The organism is uncultured Nocardioides sp. (genome assembly GCF_902805925.1).
GTDB lineage: Bacteria > Actinomycetota > Actinomycetes > Propionibacteriales > Nocardioidaceae > Nocardioides.
In genome coordinates, this window is record NZ_CADCUP010000226.1 from 1 (window position 1) to 14,506 (window position 14,506).

Genomic DNA, 14,506 nt, shown 5'->3' on the forward strand with positions numbered 1-14,506 from the left:
CGATGTCGCGGCGCAGCGTGCGCTCGGAGACCTCGAGCCGACCGGCGAGCTCGGCGCCGCCCCAGAACCGGTGGGTCTGGAGGAGCGACAGCAGCCGCAGGGCGCGTGAGCTGGTGTTGGCCATGGCCCCAGGCTGACACACGAACCGGTCAGGAAGTGACCGGATGGCTCCCTAGCGTGGGAGGCGCCGGAGAACCCACGACAGGAGCACCCATGAGCACCGCCGCCGACGTGCCGCCGCAGGCCCCGACCACCGACCCGCCGACCGACAGGACCACCGTCGTCGAGGACGCGCCCCTGACCGGACGGGCCCGCACGGCCGCCCTGGTCAGCCTCCTCCTCGCCTCCACGATGGAGCTGATCGACACCACCATCGTCAACGTCGCGCTGCCGAGCATCGAGGCGGACCTCGGTGCCAGCGGGTCGCAGCTGCAGTGGATGGTGGCGGCCTACCCGCTCGCCTTCGCGGTGGCCCTCATCACCGGGTCCCGGCTCGGCGACGCCTTCGGCCGCAAGCGGCTCTTCGTCGGCGGGCTGCTGGCGTTCATCGCGATGTCGGCCGCCTGCGGGCTGGCCCCCGACCCGGAGACGCTGGTCGCCTTCCGTGCCCTCCAGGGACTCGGCGCGGCCGCGATGATCCCGCAGGTGATGTCGAACATCCAGGTGATGTACGCGCCGGCGGAGCGGGCGAAGGCGATGGGCGCCTTCACCGGCCTCGCCGGCATCGCCACGGTGGCCGGGCCGGTGCTCGGGGCCGTGCTGACCGAGGCCGACATCGCCGGCACCGGCTGGCGGGCGATCTTCCTGGTCAACGTCCCCGTCGGGGCGCTCGCGGTGTACGCCGCGCTGCGCTACATCCCGGAGTCCCGCTCGGCAGCCCGCCCGGACCTCGACCCGCTGGGCGTGCTGATGCTGGCCGGCGGCCTGCTCGCCGTGCTCTACCCGCTCACCATGGGCCGCGAGCAGGGCTGGCCCGCGTGGACCTTCGCGATGGTCGTCGTCGGGGTCGCCGTCCTGGCCCGCTTCGTCACGCTCCAGCGCCGCGCCGAGATCGTCGGACGCGAGCCGCTGGTGGCGCTCAGCCTCTACCGCGAGCGCTCGTTCGCGGGTGGCTCTGCGGTGCTGATGCTGCTGTTCGTCTCGATGGGCGCCTACTTCCTGGCCCAGACGATCTACCTCCAGGCGGGCCTGGGCTGGTCGGTGCTCAAGGCGGGCCTGACCGGCATCCCCTTCGCCGTGACGACCGCTGCCATGGCCGGCGTCGGGGTGGTGGTCCTGGCGCCGAGGATCGGCCGCCGGGTCCTCCAGCTCGGTGCCCTCGTCCTGGCCGCCGGTGCGGTCGTCGTGATGGCGACCGTGCAGGTCGCGACGCCCGACACGACGTTCTGGCTGTTCCTCCCCGGGTTCGTCGTGACCGGTGCCGGCTTCGGGCTGATGGTCGCCCCGATCGGCATGTTCACCGTCGCCGACGTGCCCGTCGAGCAGGCCGGCTCGGCCTCGGGCCTGTTCAACACCACCAGCCAGCTGGCCACCTCGATCGGCGTCGCCGTGCTCGGCACGGTCTTCTTCGAGGTCGCCGAGCGCCAGGGCTCGCGACTCCCCGCCGAGATCTTCGCGCCGGCCTTCCAGGTCACCCTGGCCGTGGTCGCCCTCCTCATGCTGGCGTCGTACGCCGCGTCGCGGGCCCTGCCCGCGGCGGCGCCCGAGGAGCCGGTCGAGCTGCACTGACCGGCTGCCGGGGTGGCAGCGGGCGCTGCCCTCCGGCAGGTGGGCGCTAGGTGGTCTCCCACTGGAAGAGGCGGGCGGCGAGCAGGGTGATCGCCACGGCGAAGGCCGCGAGCACGCCGAGCGGGAGGAGGATCGCCGCGGCCGGCTCGCCGCGCACCATCACGTCCAGCATCCCCTCGTTCAGCCAGCGCAGCGGCATGGCCCAGGAGACGGCCTGCAGCCACGCGGGGGTCCCCTCGAGGGAGAAGAACGAGCCGCTCAGGAACGACATCGGCAGCACGATGAAGTTGGCCATGTTGACCGCACCCTCGGTGGTCCTGGCCACCGCGCCGGCGAGCAGGCCGATCGACATGAAGCACAGCGTGCCGACGAGCAGCAGCGGGACGGCCGCGGGCCAGGCGCCGGTGAGCCGCAGCCCGAACGCCGCGACACCGAGCCCGACGAAGATCAGGGTCTGCACGAAGGCGATCGCGACCGTCACCGAGACCCGCGCGGCCACGACGGTGGTCGTGGGCACCGGCGAGAGCTGGAGTCGGCGCAGCAGCTTGGAGCTGCGCCACCCGTTGAGGGTGGCGGCCGCGCCGAAGGAGGCACTCATCGCGATCGCCCAGCCCAGCAGCCCGGGTGTGACGAACTGGATGGTCCGCAGCGAGTCGTCCTCGACCGCCTCGGACGCGAAGGAGTACGTCGCCGGCCGGCCCGACGCCGCGACGTTGCTGCCGTCGACGAAGGCGCGCAGCGTGCCCTGCGTGATGCCGGCCTTCACCTGGTCGGTCTGGGTGTAGTGGGCGACGAGGGTGTCGCCGCGCATCTCGATCGCGACGTCGGCGTCGCCCTTGCGCACCGCGGCGACGGCGGCGGCCAGGTCCGGCGAGCGGTCGATCTCGAAGGTCTCCTCGAACGCCTCCCGGGCACCGCCGGTGAGGTCGTCGACGAGGCCGACCTCACCGACCTCGATGAGGTGCACCTTCGACTGCGCCCGGTCGCCCATGACGCCGCCGAAGAGGACGAGGAACATCAGCGGGAAGACGAGGGCGAAGAAGACCGATGCCCGGTCGCGCAGGAAGCCCTTGATGATCGCGAGCGACAGCGCCACGTAGGCGCTCATGGGCGGTACTCCCGCCCGGTCACGGCGAGGAAGACGTCCTCGAGCGTGCCGGCGGCCACCGCGATCCCGTCGAGGTGCCCGTCGCCGGCGAGCCGTGCCAGGACCACGGCCGGCTCCCGCGTGGTCAGCACCAGCCCGTCGGCGTCGGCGTGCGCCCGCTCGACGCCCGGCAGCGCCTCGGCCTGGCCCTGGTCGAGCTGACCCGCGGCCACCGTGATGCGCGTCGGCGCGTCGAGGGAGCGGATCAGCCGGCGCGGCGTGTCGAGCTGGAGCACCCGGCCCCGATCCATGATCGCGACCCGGTCGCAGAGCACCTCGGCCTCGTCCATGTGGTGCGTGGTCAGCACCACGGTGCGGCCGGAGTCGTTGAGGCTCGACAGCAGGTCCCAGAGGTTGCGCCGGGCCTGCGGGTCGAGCGCCGCGGTGGGCTCGTCGAGGAAGACGACCTCGGGGTCGTGGACGAGGGCGCAGGCGATGGACAGCCGCTGCATCTGCCCGCCCGACAGGTCGGCGACGCGGGTGTCGACCTTGTCGACCAGCCCCACGTGCTCGAGCCAGTCGTCACCGCGCGCCGGCCGGACGCCGTACAGCGCGGCGAAGGTGTGGATCTGCTCACGCGCGGTGAGCCGTTCGAAGAACGACGAGGCCTGGAGCTGCACCCCCATCCTCGGCAGCAGGGCCGGGTTGCGCGGCCACGGCCGCTCCCCCAGCACCGTGACGGAGCCCGCGTCCGGCCTCCGGAGGCCCTCGATGATCTCCAGGGTGGTGGTCTTGCCCGCACCGTTGGGCCCGAGGATGCCGAAGAACTCGCCCTCGGCCACCTCGAAGCCCACCCCGTCGACCGCCCGGAGCTCCCCGTAGGCCTTCGCGAGGTCGACGACCTCGATCGCTCCCATGCCGGTGAGGCTAGTGGCTCCGGATCAGGTGGTGGCGAGCAGCGCGCGCACGACACGCAGGCCGACCGACATGCGCGCCAGGTCGGGGCTGTCGTCGGAGCAGATCTCCTCCAGGGTCGCGGCCGAGCGGCCGATCATGTCGGGGTCGGCGTCCTCCCACGTCGCGACCCGTGCCGGCGCCGGCTCCTCGCCGTCGGTCATGTCGAGTACCTGAGCGGTGAGCTGGGCGTGCACGGCGTACAAGTCGTCGCGCAGCGCGGCGCGCGCCATGGTCTGCCACCGGTCGGCTCGCGGCAGCGCGATGATCCGCCCGACCAGCGCCGGCAGCCCGAGCCGCTCGCCGAGGGCGAAGTGCACGCGGGCCACCTCGGCGGCGTCCACGTCCATCCGCTCGGCGGTCTCGATGACGTTGAGCAGCGCGTACGACGGCGGCAGCACCGCCACGCGGGAGGCGAGCCCGTCGGGGACCCCCTGCGCCACCAGGGAGTCGCGGCGCTCCACGAAGGCCTTGAGCTCGCGCCCGCCCAGCAGGTCGGGCAGCTCGCCCATCACCCGCTGCACCTTGACCTCGAAGAAGTCGACGGTCGCCTCGCTGTCGAGGGTCGGGCGACGGTTGATCAACCACCGCGAGGCACGCTCCACCAGGGTGCGCATCTCGATGCGCATCCGCGTCTGCACGGCCGCCGGCAGCACGTTGTCGAAGGACTTCAGGTCGTCGCGCAGCCGCAGGGAGCCGAAGATCTCCCGGGCCACGAAGTTGGCACGGGTGAGGTCGGCCGCCGTGGCCCCGGTCTCCCCGGCCAGCCGCGGCCAGTAGGTCATGCCGGCGCCGTTGACGAGGTCGTTGACGACCTGCGTCACGATGATCTCGCGCCGCAGCGGGTGGTCGAGCATCTGGGCGCGGTAGTCCTGGCGCATCTTGGAGGGGAAGTAGGCGAAGAGGTCGGCCCGAAGGAACGGGTCGTCGGGCAGGTCGGAGGCGATGAGGTCCTCGGCGAGCACGATCTTGGTCCAGGCCAGCAGCACCGAGAGCTCGGGCTGCGACAGCGCCTCCCCCAGCTCCAGCCGACGGCGCACCTGGCGGGAGGTGGGGAGGCCCTCCAGCTCCCGGTTGAGCACCCCTCGACGCTCCAGCGCCCTCATCCAGTCCTCGTGCACGTGCAGCAGCCCGGGGGCGTTGGCGGTGGCGTTGGCGAGCGCGAGGTTCTGCTCGTAGTTGTCGCGCAGCACCAGCTCGGCGACCTCGTCGGTCATGTCGGCCAGCAGGGTGTTGCGCTGCTTGCCGGTGAGGTCGCCCTCGGTCACGACCTTGTCGAGCAGGATCTTGATGTTGACCTCGTGGTCGGAGGTGTCGACGCCGGCGGAGTTGTCGATGAAGTCGGTGTTCAGGCGACCGCCCTCGCCACGGCGGGCCGAGCGGGCGTACTCGATCCGGCCGAGCTGGGTGAGGCCCAGGTTGCCGCCCTCGCCGACGCACTGGGCCCGCAGCTGCCCGCCGTCGACGCGGATGGCGTCGTTCGCCTTGTCCCCGGCGTCGCCGTGGGTCTCCTCCGACGCCTTGACGTAGGTGCCGATGCCGCCGTTCCAGAGCAGGTCGACCGGGGCGAGCAGGATCGCGCGCATCAGCTCCGCCGGGGTCATCGACGCCACGTCGGCGGCGATGCCGAGCGCGGCCCGCACCGGGTCGTTGAGCTGGATCGACTTCAGGGAGCGGCGGTGGACCCCGCCTCCCTCCGAGATCAGGCTCTTGTCGTAGTCCTGCCAGCTGGAGCGGGGCAGGTCGAAGAGGCGCTGCCGCTCGGCGAAGGAGGAGGCGGCGTCGGGATCGGGGTCGAGGAAGATGTCGCGGTGGTCGAATGCGGCGACCAGCCGGATGTGCTCGGAGCACAGCATGCCGTTGCCGAACACGTCGCCCGACATGTCGCCGATGCCGACGGCGGTGAAGTCCTCGGCCTGGCAGTCGATGCCCCGCTCGCGGAAGTGGCGCTGCACCGACACCCAGGCGCCGCGGGCGGTGATGCCCATGGCCTTGTGGTCGTAGCCCACCGACCCTCCGGAGGCGAAGGCGTCGCCCAGCCAGAAGCCGTAGTCGTGCGCCACGCCGTTGGCGATGTCGGAGAAGCTCGCGGTGCCCTTGTCGGCCGCCACCACCAGGTAGGAGTCGTCGCCGTCGTGGCGTACGACGCCCGCCGGCGGCGCCGTCTCGCCGTCGACGAGGTTGTCGGTGATGTCGAGCAGGCCGTAGACGAACGTCTTGTAGCAGGCGATGCCCTCGGCCAGCCACGCCTCGCGGTCGGAGGGGTCGGGCAGCTGCTTGGCGAAGAACCCGCCCTTCGCGCCCACGGGCACGATCACGGTGTTCTTCACCATCTGCGCCTTGACCAGCCCGAGCACCTCGGTGCGGAAGTCGTCGCGCCGGTCCGACCAGCGCAGCCCGCCGCGCGCCACGGCGCCGAAGCGGAGGTGGACGCCCTCGACGCGTGGGCTGTAGACGAAGATCTCGAAGCGCGGCCGCGGCTCGGGCAGGTCGGGGATCGCCGAGGGCTCGAGCTTGAACGACATGTAGTCGTGCACGCCGCCGTGGGAGGCCGGCTGGAAGTAGTTGGTGCGCAGGGTCGCGCCGATGTGGGTGAGGTAGGAGCGCAGGATGCGGTCGTGGTCGAGGCTCACCACCTCGTCGAGGGCCGTGGCGAGCTTCTCCTGCACCGCCTCGACCAGCGCGGTGCGTGCCTCGGCATCGGCCGCGAGGTCGTCCCTGCCGGGCTCGAAGCGGGCCTCGAAGAGCTGCACCAGCAGCCGGGTGATGTCGACGTTGCCGCGCAGTGCGCCCTCGATGTAGTCGAGGGCGAAGGGCGAGTTCCCCTGCCGCATGTACTTGGCGTAGGCCCGGAGCACGGTCGCCTGGCGCCAGGTCAGGCCGGCGGCGAGCACCAGTGCGTTGAACCCGTCGATCTCGTTGTAGCCGTCCCAGACCGCCTTCAGCGCGTCGACGAACAGCCGGCGCGCGCTCTCGGGCAGCTCGCGGCCGTAGCGCAGGCCGAACTCGTAGATGTAGGTCTCGCGCGGCAGTTCCGCCAGCGCGTAGGGCCGCTCGTCGACCACCTCCACGCCCATCGAGGCGAGCATCGGCAGCACCTGCGAGAGCGACAGCGGCGCACCGATGCGGAAGACCTTGAGCCGGGCCTCGCCGCGGCCGGCGTCGACGTGGACGTACAGCGAGAGGTCGATCCCCTCCTCGCCGTCGCCCGCGGCGGCGATCGCCTCCAGGCGGCCGAGGTCGGCCGCTGCGGTGCGCGGGGAGAAGTCCTCCTTGTAGGCCTCCGGGAAGGAGCCGAGGTAGGCGCGGCCGAGCCGCGAGCCCCGCTCGTCGCCGTACTCCCCGACGACGGCGGCGAGGAAGTCGTCGCGCCACGACCTCGACGCGTCGGCGAGCCGGCGCTCGATGTCGCCGGTGTCGATGTCGGCGATCTGGCCGCCGGCGGGCGGATGGACCACGAAGTGCACGCGTGCGGTCGTCGACTCGTTGACCCGGGCCGTGAACTCGACCGACTCGCCGCCCAGGCGGTCCCTGAGGATCTGCGCGAAGCGCTCGCGGACGCCGGTGTTGTAGCGGTCGCGCGGCAGGTAGACCAGCACGGAGACGTAGCGGCCGTAGGTGTCGCGGCGCACGAACGCGCGCAGCTGGCGCCGCTCGCCGGCGTACATGACGTTCTCGGCGATCGGCGCGAGCTCGGCGACCGGGGTGTGGAACAGCTCGTCGCGCGGGTAGTTCTCGAGGGTGTCCATGAGCGCCTTGCCGGCGTGGCTGCGCGGGTCGAAGCCGGCGAGGCGCTGCACCTCGGCGGCCTTCTCGCGCAGCAGCGGGATCCGCGTCAGCGACTCGGTGTAGGCACCGCTGGAGAAGAGCCCGAGGAAGCGGCGCTCGCCCACGACCTCGCCGTCGGCGTCGAACGTCTTGACGCCGACGTAGTCGAGGTACGCCGGCCGGTGCACGGTCGCACGCGAGTTGGCCTTGGCCAGCACGAGCAGCGTCTTCTCCCGCGCCTTGGCCTTCACCAGCGTGGGCAGCTTGCCGAACGACGTCGACATGTCCTGGTCGGCGCGCAGGATGCCGAGCCCGGTGCCGGGGACCGCCCGCAGGAGGATGTCGTCGCCCTCCTCGGCGAGCCTGTACTCGCGGTAGCCGAGGAACGTGAAGTGGTCGGCGGCCAGCCACTCCAGCAGGTCGCGGCCCTGTCGCAGCTCCTCCGCGTCCAGCGGCGGCGGGTCCTCGTCGAGCTCGGCGACGATGGCGCCGACGCGGTCCTGCATCCGGCCCCAGTCCTCCACCGACTCCCGCACGTCCTGGAGCACCTTGCGCAGGCAGTCCTCCACCTCGGCGACGTCCTCGTCGTCGGCGATCCGGTCGATCTCGACGTGCATCCACGACTCGGCCAGGGCGTGGTCGTCGGGGGCCACCTCGCCCTCCTCGACGGCGTGGACGCCCTGGAGGTCGCCGGTGATGTCGCGGAGCACCTGCAGCTGCGGGTGGATCACGGCGTGCACGTTGCGCTGCAGCCGGCTGAGCTCCATCGTCACCGAGTCGACGAGGAACGGCATGTCGTCGGTGACGATCTCCACGACCGAGTGGCCGCCGGCCGACCAGCCGGAGTCGGCGAGGCTCGGCGTGCTGACCCTGACCACGGCCCGGCCCTGGGGGCGGTGCTCGGCGAGCCGGTAGTGGCTGGCGAGCGCGGCGTACAGGTCGGTCTCGCTGCGCTCCACGACGTCCTCGGGGGCCACGTGGCGGTAGTAGGCCCGTAGCAGCGAGTCGACGACGTCGTGCGGCGGGCCCCCGGTGCCCCTGCTGCCCCGCGCGACCTCCGTCGCCCTGGCGATGAGTTCGGCCTTGTCGTCCTCGAGCGTGGTGGGCACGCACCGACCCTAGGACGGGTGACCGCGGCCACACAACGCGGGTGGCCACCTGGGGGTATGGGACAGAATGCCGACCATGACGACACGACTGACGCACGAGCTGACGTACGACGCGCCGCTGGCCGAGGTGTCGGCGATGCTCGGCGACCGGGGCTTCCGCGAGCAGGTCTGCGAGGCCCTCGGCGTGCTGCGCCACGAGGTCACGGTCGTGCCGGAGGGTGCCGGGAAGCGCGTGCGGATCGAGCAGGTGCAGGCCGCCGACAGGCTGCCGTCCTTCGCCACCAGGCTCGTCGGCAACCAGATCGAGATCGTCCAGGAGGAGCGCTGGTCCGGCACCGACCGGGCCGGCCTCACCGTGGTCGTCCCGGGGAAGCCCGGTCAGATGGACGGCACCATCCGGCTCGCCGAGTCCGGCGGGGTCACCACCCAGGTGGTCGACATGACGATCAAGGTGAGTCTCCCGCTGGTCGGCGGGAAGCTCGAGGGCCTGGTCGCCGACATGCTCCTGCGGGCCCTGAAGGTCGAGAACACGACCGGCCGCGGCTACCTCTCCTGACGCCGCCGCACCCACACCACGATCCCGAGCACCGCGAAGGGACCGAACGCCAGCAGCAGCGTCAGGGCCTGTTCGAAGGGGTGCAGGGACCCCAGGTGCAGGGGCGTGATGTTCATCGCCCCCCATTCTCGCGCGTGTCCGGAATGGCCGCCCCACCGCCCCGGTTGTGCCCGTGTTGCCCACACCCCACGCGAGGAGCCACGCATGCCCGACCTTTTCGACGCCCTGACCGTCAAGGACTGGGAGCTGCCCAACCGCCTGGTCATGGCGCCCCTGACCCGCAACCGCGCCGACGACCGTGGCGTCCCCGGTGACCTCGCCGTGGAGTACTACGCCCAGCGCGCCTCCGCCGGCCTGATCATCAGCGAGGGCACCCAGCCCAGCGCCGTCGGGCAGGGGTACCTGCACACCCCCGGCATCCACACCCCCGACCAGGTCGCCGGCTGGCGGCGCGTCGCCGACGCGGTGCACGCGCGGGGCGGTCGCATCGTCGTCCAGCTCATGCACGCCGGCCGGGTGGCGCACCCGGACAACAAGCACGGCCTCGAGAGCGTCGCGCCCAGCCCGATCGCGGCTCCCGGTGAGATGTTCACCGCCGACGGCATGAAGGCCCACCCCGTGCCGCGGGCGCTCGAGGCCTCCGAGATCACCGACGTCGTCCAGGAGTTCGTGCACGCCGCGCGCAGCGCCGTGGAAGCAGGCGTCGACGGCGTCGAGGTGCACGCCGCGAACGGCTACCTCGTCCACCAGTTCCTCGCGCCCGGCTCCAACCGGCGCACCGACGAGTACGGCGGCTCCCCCGCCGCCCGGGCCCGCTTCGCGATCGAGGTGACCCGGGCGGTCGCTGAGGCCATCGGCCCCGAGCGCGTCGGCATCCGCATCTCCCCCGCCCACAACATCCAGGGCGCGGTCGAGGAGGACCCGGCTGACGTCGAGGCGACGTACACGCACCTGATCGAGGCGATCGCCCCCCTGGGCCTGGCCTACCTCAGCGTGCTGGCCGAGCCCCGCGCGGAGGTGGTGCAGCACCTGCGGCTGGCCTTCGGCGGCGTGCTCGTCGCGAACGACGGCTTCGGTGAGGTGACGACCCGCGAGTCGGCGCAGGAGGTCCTCGACAAGGACCTGGCCGACGCCGTGGCCGTCGGCCGGCTGTTCCTGGCCAACCCCGACCTGCCGGCGCGCTGGGCGAGCGGCGCCGAGCTCAACGAGCCCGACCCCGAGACGTTCTACGGCGGCGGGGCCGAGGGCTACACCGACTACCCGTTCCTCACGCGCTGACGCCCACCCGCACATCGGCCACACACCCCGGCCACACGCGCACCGACCCCGCCCGGGAGCCCCGGGCGGGGTCGGTCGCGTCGCAGGCCCGCGATCAGTCCATGTAGGGGTAGCGGTGGTCGGTCGGGGGCACCAGGGTCTCCTTGATCGACCGGGGGCTGGTCCAGCGCTGCAGGTTGATCGCGGCGCCGGCCTTGTCGTTGGTGCCCGAGGCCCGGCCGCCGCCGAAGGGCTGCTGGCCGACGACCGCGCCGGTGGGCTTGTCGTTGATGTAGAAGTTCCCGGCGGCGAAGCGCATGGCGTCGCGGGCCCAGGCGATCGCGGAGCGGTCCTGGGCGATGATGGCGCCGGTCAGCGCGTAGGGCGCGAAGCTCTCCATCTGCTTGACGACCGACTCGAAGTCGGCGTCCTCGTAGACGTGCACGGCCAGGATCGGGCCGAAGTACTCGTCGGAGAACATCTGGTCGGTCGGGTCGCTGGACTCGATGACGGTCGGCCGGACGAAGTAGCCGACCGAGTCGTCGGTCTGCCCGCCGGCGAGCAGGGTGAGGTGGTCGTTGTCCTGCACCCGGTCGAGCGCCTTGCGGTGCTTGGCGAACGCGCGGTCGTCGATGACGGCGCCCATGAAGTGGGAGAGGTCGGTGACGTCGCCCATGGAGAGGTTCTCGACCTCGTCGACGAGCCCGTCCTTCATCCGCTCCCACACCGAGCGGGCGACGTAGGCACGCGAGGCGGCGGAGCACTTCTGGCCCTGGAACTCGAACGCGCCGCGGATCATCGCGACCCGCAGCACGTCGGGGTCGGCGCTGGGGTGGGCGACGATGAAGTCCTTGCCGCCGGTCTCGCCGACGATGCGGGGGTAGCCGCGGTAGTCGGCGATGTTCTCCCCGATCGTGCGCCACAGCGTGTGGAAGGTCGGGGTGGAGCCGGTGAAGTGGACGCCGGCCAGGTCGCGGTGCGGCAGGGCGACGCGCGAGACCTCGAGGCCGTCGCCGGGCAGCATGTTGATGACGCCGGGCGGCAGGCCGGCCTCCTCGAGCAGCTCCATGGTCAGCGACGCGGCCAGCTGCTGGGTGGGCGAGGGCTTCCAGATGACGGTGTTGCCCATCAGCGCCGGCGCGGTCGGCAGGTTGCCCGCGATGGCGGTGAAGTTGAACGGGGTGATCGCGTAGACGAAGCCCTCGAGCGGGCGGTGGTCGGTGCGGTTCCACACGCCGGGGCTGTTGCGGATCGGCTGCCCCTCCAGGATCCCGCGGGCGTAGTGGACGTTGAACCGCCAGAAGTCGATGAGCTCGCACGCGGCGTCGATCTCGGCCTGGAAGGCCGTCTTCGACTGTCCGAGCATCGTGGCCGCGTTCAGGCGCTGGCGCCAGGGGCCGGCCAGCAGGTCGGCGGCCTTGAGCAGGATCGCCGCGCGCTCGTCGAAGGGCATCCGCTGCCAGGGCAGCGCCGCCTCCTCGGCGGCCTCGATGGCCGCCTGGGCGTCCTTGGCGGTGGAGTTCCGCAGCGTGCCGAGCACGTGCTGGTGGTCGTGCGGCTGCACGACGGTGATCTCGTCGCCGCCGCCGTCGACCTGCTCGCCGCCGATGTGGGCGTGGAAGGTGTGCTGGGTGCTCTCGAGGGTCTCGATCTGCGCGACCAGGGCCTCCCGTTCGGGGGTGCCGGGTGCGTAGGTCAGGTTCGGCTCGTTGGTGGGAGCCGGCGGGGTGGTGACTGCGTCCATGCCAGCGAGGGTAGCGACCGTGGGGCCCGGGAGCCGAGTCGGCGGGGGCGGCGTACGGCGTCGGGCGGGGGCGCCGCTTCTGGTTCATCATGGTATGTCGCTGAACTGGCCCTTCCCACGGGCTGCAAGCCATGGGAAGCACCGGTTCGCCCACATACCATGATGAAGCGTCACCGACCCCCGCCCCCGGGGCTCACACCAGGTGGGGGACCTCCTGGACCGCGAACCACGCCAGGTCGTCGTCGGGGTCGGCGTCGTCCTCGGTGTCGACGTGCACGGCCACCACCTGGCGCCAGAGCAGCTCGCCGTCCGGGTCGCCGGTCTCGGCGACGACCACGCAGCGGCGGCCGGAGCCCGCGAGCAGGTCGGCCGAGAGGTCGGCCGCGGTCATCAGCGCGGCGTACTCCGCCTCCTCGTCGTCGCCCTCGGCGGGCACCCGCCCGGCCGAGGAGGGCACCAGACCGGCGGCGTGCCAGTCACGCAGCAGCTCGAGCGTGGCGGCGACGTAGGTCCGGGTCACTCCGGGCCCCCGCCGGCCGGCGGCCTCGTGCTGCGGCCCCGGGGGGCGCGGGGCCGCTGGGGGCTCGCCGAGTCGGCGAGCTCGTCGAGCGCCTCGTGCACGCACTGGCCCAGGACGTCGGCGTCGGGCACGAGGTCGCGGTCGGCGGTGATGCCGTAGAACACCCTGCCGTCGTACGACGTCACGCCGATCGCGAGGGCGTGCCCCGGCAGCAGCGGGTGGACGGGGTAGCTCTGCAGCATGCGCGCACCCGCGGCGTACAGCGGGAACTGCGGCCCCGGCACGTTGGTGACGGCGAGGTGGAAGCCACGGCGCACCTCCTGGGCGGCCACCCGCGAGCCCAGCGCGTGGAACGTCGTGGGCGCGAAGCCCGCGATGCCCGCCAGCCGCTGCGCGCCCACCGCGCGACCGGTCTCCCCGTGCCCGTGGAAGGCGTAGCTGACCTGGTGCAGGCGCAGCACGGGGCTGGGCTCGCCGATCGGGAGGGTGACCTCGTGGCCGGCGATCTGGGTGCCCAGCGACGTGGCCTCGAGCTCGTCGTCGATCACCGACATCGGCACCATCGCCTTGAGCCGGCGCACCCCGCCGAGGGACTCCGCACGGGTCATCAGCCAGCCGCGCAGCGCCCCGGTCACCGTGGCGAGGATCACGTCGTTGACGGTGCCGCCGTGGACGCGGCGGATGCGCTGGTAGGCCTTGAGGTCGGTGTCGACGGCCACGAATCGGCGCTGCTGCGACAGGACGCCGTTGACCGGCGACTCCGGCGCGGGGCGCCGGTTGGAGAGCGCCCCGGCGACGGTGCTGACCACGGTGGCCGCCTGCTCGGCCGTGCGCACCGCGGAGCCGACGTTGCTGCGCACGGTGTTGAGCACGCTCAGCGGGTCCTGGACCGACTCGGTGAGCGCGTCGGCGACCAGCGAGGCCGGCGTCGGCCGGGACCCGGCCTGCCACTCGTCGGGGCCCAGGGACTTGGGCTCCGGGGAGTCGTCGAGCAGCACCTGGCCGAGGTCGACGGTGCGCACGCCGTCGACGAGGACCTGGTGGGACTTCGACAGCACGGCGACCCGGCCGCCCTCGAGGCCCTCGACGAAGTAGACCTCCCACAGCGGCCGGGTGCGGTCCAGCGGCCGGGAGACGATGCGCGCGGTGAGCTCCCGCAGCTGGTCCAGGGTGCCCGGACGCGGCAGCGCGGAGCGGCGTACGTGGTAGGCGAGGTCGAAGTCGGGGTCGTCGACCCACACCGGGTTGGCCAGCCGGGCCGGCACGGCCCGGAGCCGCTGGCGGTAGCGCGGCACGAAGGCGATGCGGTCGGCGATCAGCTCGACCAGCCGCTGGTAGTCGAACGCGCTCCCGCCCGGGTCGAAGACCTCGAGGGTGGCGTTGTGCATGGGCGTCGTGGGCGACTCCGAGGCGAGGAATGCCAGGTCGCGTGGCCGCAGCCGCTCGCTCATCGTCACCCCTGTCCGTCCCGGTGGGCCCCGCGTGGACCCGGTCTTCCGCCTCGTGGGATTCTGGCAGACGCACGCAGTGAAGCAGGTGGGCCCCCACGTCGTGGTGGACCACACCCGACCCGAGGAGCCGTACGACGATGCGCCGCACCACGATGGGAGTGCTGGGCCTGTGCCTGGCCGCCACCGCCCTGGCAGGCTGTTCCGACGACGCGGACACCGCCAACGAGCCGTCCACCGGCGTCAGCGAGACGCCCGCTGCGTCGACCAGCCCGTCGACCAGCCCGTCGACCGGCCCGTCGACCGGCGAGAACAGCCAGGCCGCGGGATCCCGC

General features: G+C 72.5%; 11 protein-coding genes and 1 pseudogene. 4 read left to right on the plus strand and 8 right to left on the minus strand.

The genetic code is table 11. From position 1 onward, the window contains the following. On the minus strand, window positions 1-124 hold a 124-nt coding region (locus QZX64_RS16330; protein WP_295661989.1), incomplete at its 3' end, for an HTH domain-containing protein. An 89-nt stretch (window positions 125-213) separates the two neighbouring features. Between QZX64_RS16330 and QZX64_RS16335 the strand changes: the two genes are divergently transcribed. Beyond that, window positions 214-1,728, plus strand: coding sequence for a DHA2 family efflux MFS transporter permease subunit (locus QZX64_RS16335; RefSeq protein ID WP_295661958.1), 1,515 nt, complete (start codon window positions 214-216; stop codon window positions 1,726-1,728). A 46-nt stretch (window positions 1,729-1,774) separates the two neighbouring features. Here QZX64_RS16335 and QZX64_RS16340 read toward each other — a convergent pair whose 3' ends face one another. From QZX64_RS16340 to QZX64_RS16350, 3 genes are read right to left on the minus strand one after another with little or no spacing between them, the layout of a single operon-like run. After that, window positions 1,775-2,836 carry an ABC transporter permease gene (locus tag QZX64_RS16340; protein ID WP_295661961.1) on the minus strand — a complete coding sequence of 354 codons (1,062 nt, stop codon included), beginning with the start codon at window positions 2,834-2,836 and terminating at the stop codon, window positions 1,775-1,777. Further along, complete coding sequence (locus QZX64_RS16345) at window positions 2,833-3,732, minus strand: ABC transporter ATP-binding protein (RefSeq protein ID WP_295661964.1); 900 nt, start codon at window positions 3,730-3,732, stop codon at window positions 2,833-2,835. The genes QZX64_RS16340 and QZX64_RS16345 overlap by 4 nt, the downstream gene beginning before the upstream one ends. Before the next feature lie 24 nt (window positions 3,733-3,756). Beyond that, the gene (locus QZX64_RS16350) at window positions 3,757-8,646 is read right to left on the minus strand and encodes an NAD-glutamate dehydrogenase (protein ID WP_295661967.1); all 4,890 of its coding nucleotides are present in this window, start codon (window positions 8,644-8,646) and stop codon (window positions 3,757-3,759) included. 76 nt (window positions 8,647-8,722) lie between these two features. Here QZX64_RS16350 and QZX64_RS16355 point away from each other — a divergent pair, with 76 nt between their 5' ends. Beyond that, window positions 8,723-9,202: a DUF2505 domain-containing protein gene (locus QZX64_RS16355; protein ID WP_295661969.1), complete on the plus strand. Its 480-nt coding sequence runs from the start codon at window positions 8,723-8,725 to the stop codon at window positions 9,200-9,202. Here QZX64_RS16355 and QZX64_RS16360 read toward each other — a convergent pair. Then, window positions 9,190-9,318 (minus strand): hypothetical protein, encoded by a 129-nt coding sequence (locus QZX64_RS16360; protein WP_295661972.1) that lies wholly within the window; start codon window positions 9,316-9,318, stop codon window positions 9,190-9,192. The two genes, QZX64_RS16355 and QZX64_RS16360, sit on opposite strands and share 13 nt — an antisense overlap. A gap of 88 nt (window positions 9,319-9,406) precedes the next feature. Between QZX64_RS16360 and QZX64_RS16365 the strand changes: the two genes are divergently transcribed. After that, a complete protein-coding gene (locus tag QZX64_RS16365; protein WP_295661976.1) occupies window positions 9,407-10,480 on the plus strand; it encodes an alkene reductase in 1,074 nt (357 codons plus the stop codon). Window positions 10,481-10,574: 94 nt separating this feature from the next. Here QZX64_RS16365 and pruA read toward each other — a convergent pair whose 3' ends face one another. The 3 genes from pruA to QZX64_RS16380 form a co-directional block, all read right to left on the minus strand. Next, the gene (gene pruA, locus QZX64_RS16370; protein ID WP_295661979.1) at window positions 10,575-12,203 is read right to left on the minus strand and encodes an L-glutamate gamma-semialdehyde dehydrogenase; all 1,629 of its coding nucleotides are present in this window, start codon (window positions 12,201-12,203) and stop codon (window positions 10,575-10,577) included. A gap of 193 nt (window positions 12,204-12,396) precedes the next feature. Further along, window positions 12,397-12,723, minus strand: a complete 327-nt coding sequence (locus QZX64_RS16375; RefSeq protein ID WP_295661982.1) for a DUF6912 family protein — start codon at window positions 12,721-12,723, stop codon at window positions 12,397-12,399. After that, window positions 12,720-14,174 (minus strand): wax ester/triacylglycerol synthase family O-acyltransferase, encoded by a 1,455-nt coding sequence (locus tag QZX64_RS16380; protein WP_295661986.1) that lies wholly within the window; start codon window positions 14,172-14,174, stop codon window positions 12,720-12,722. Before QZX64_RS16380 ends, QZX64_RS16375 begins: the two co-directional genes overlap by 4 nt. Window positions 14,175-14,311: 137 nt before the next feature. Here QZX64_RS16380 and QZX64_RS16385 point away from each other — a divergent pair. Next, window positions 14,312-14,506: pseudogene (locus tag QZX64_RS16385) on the plus strand (hypothetical protein); the annotation flags it as partial.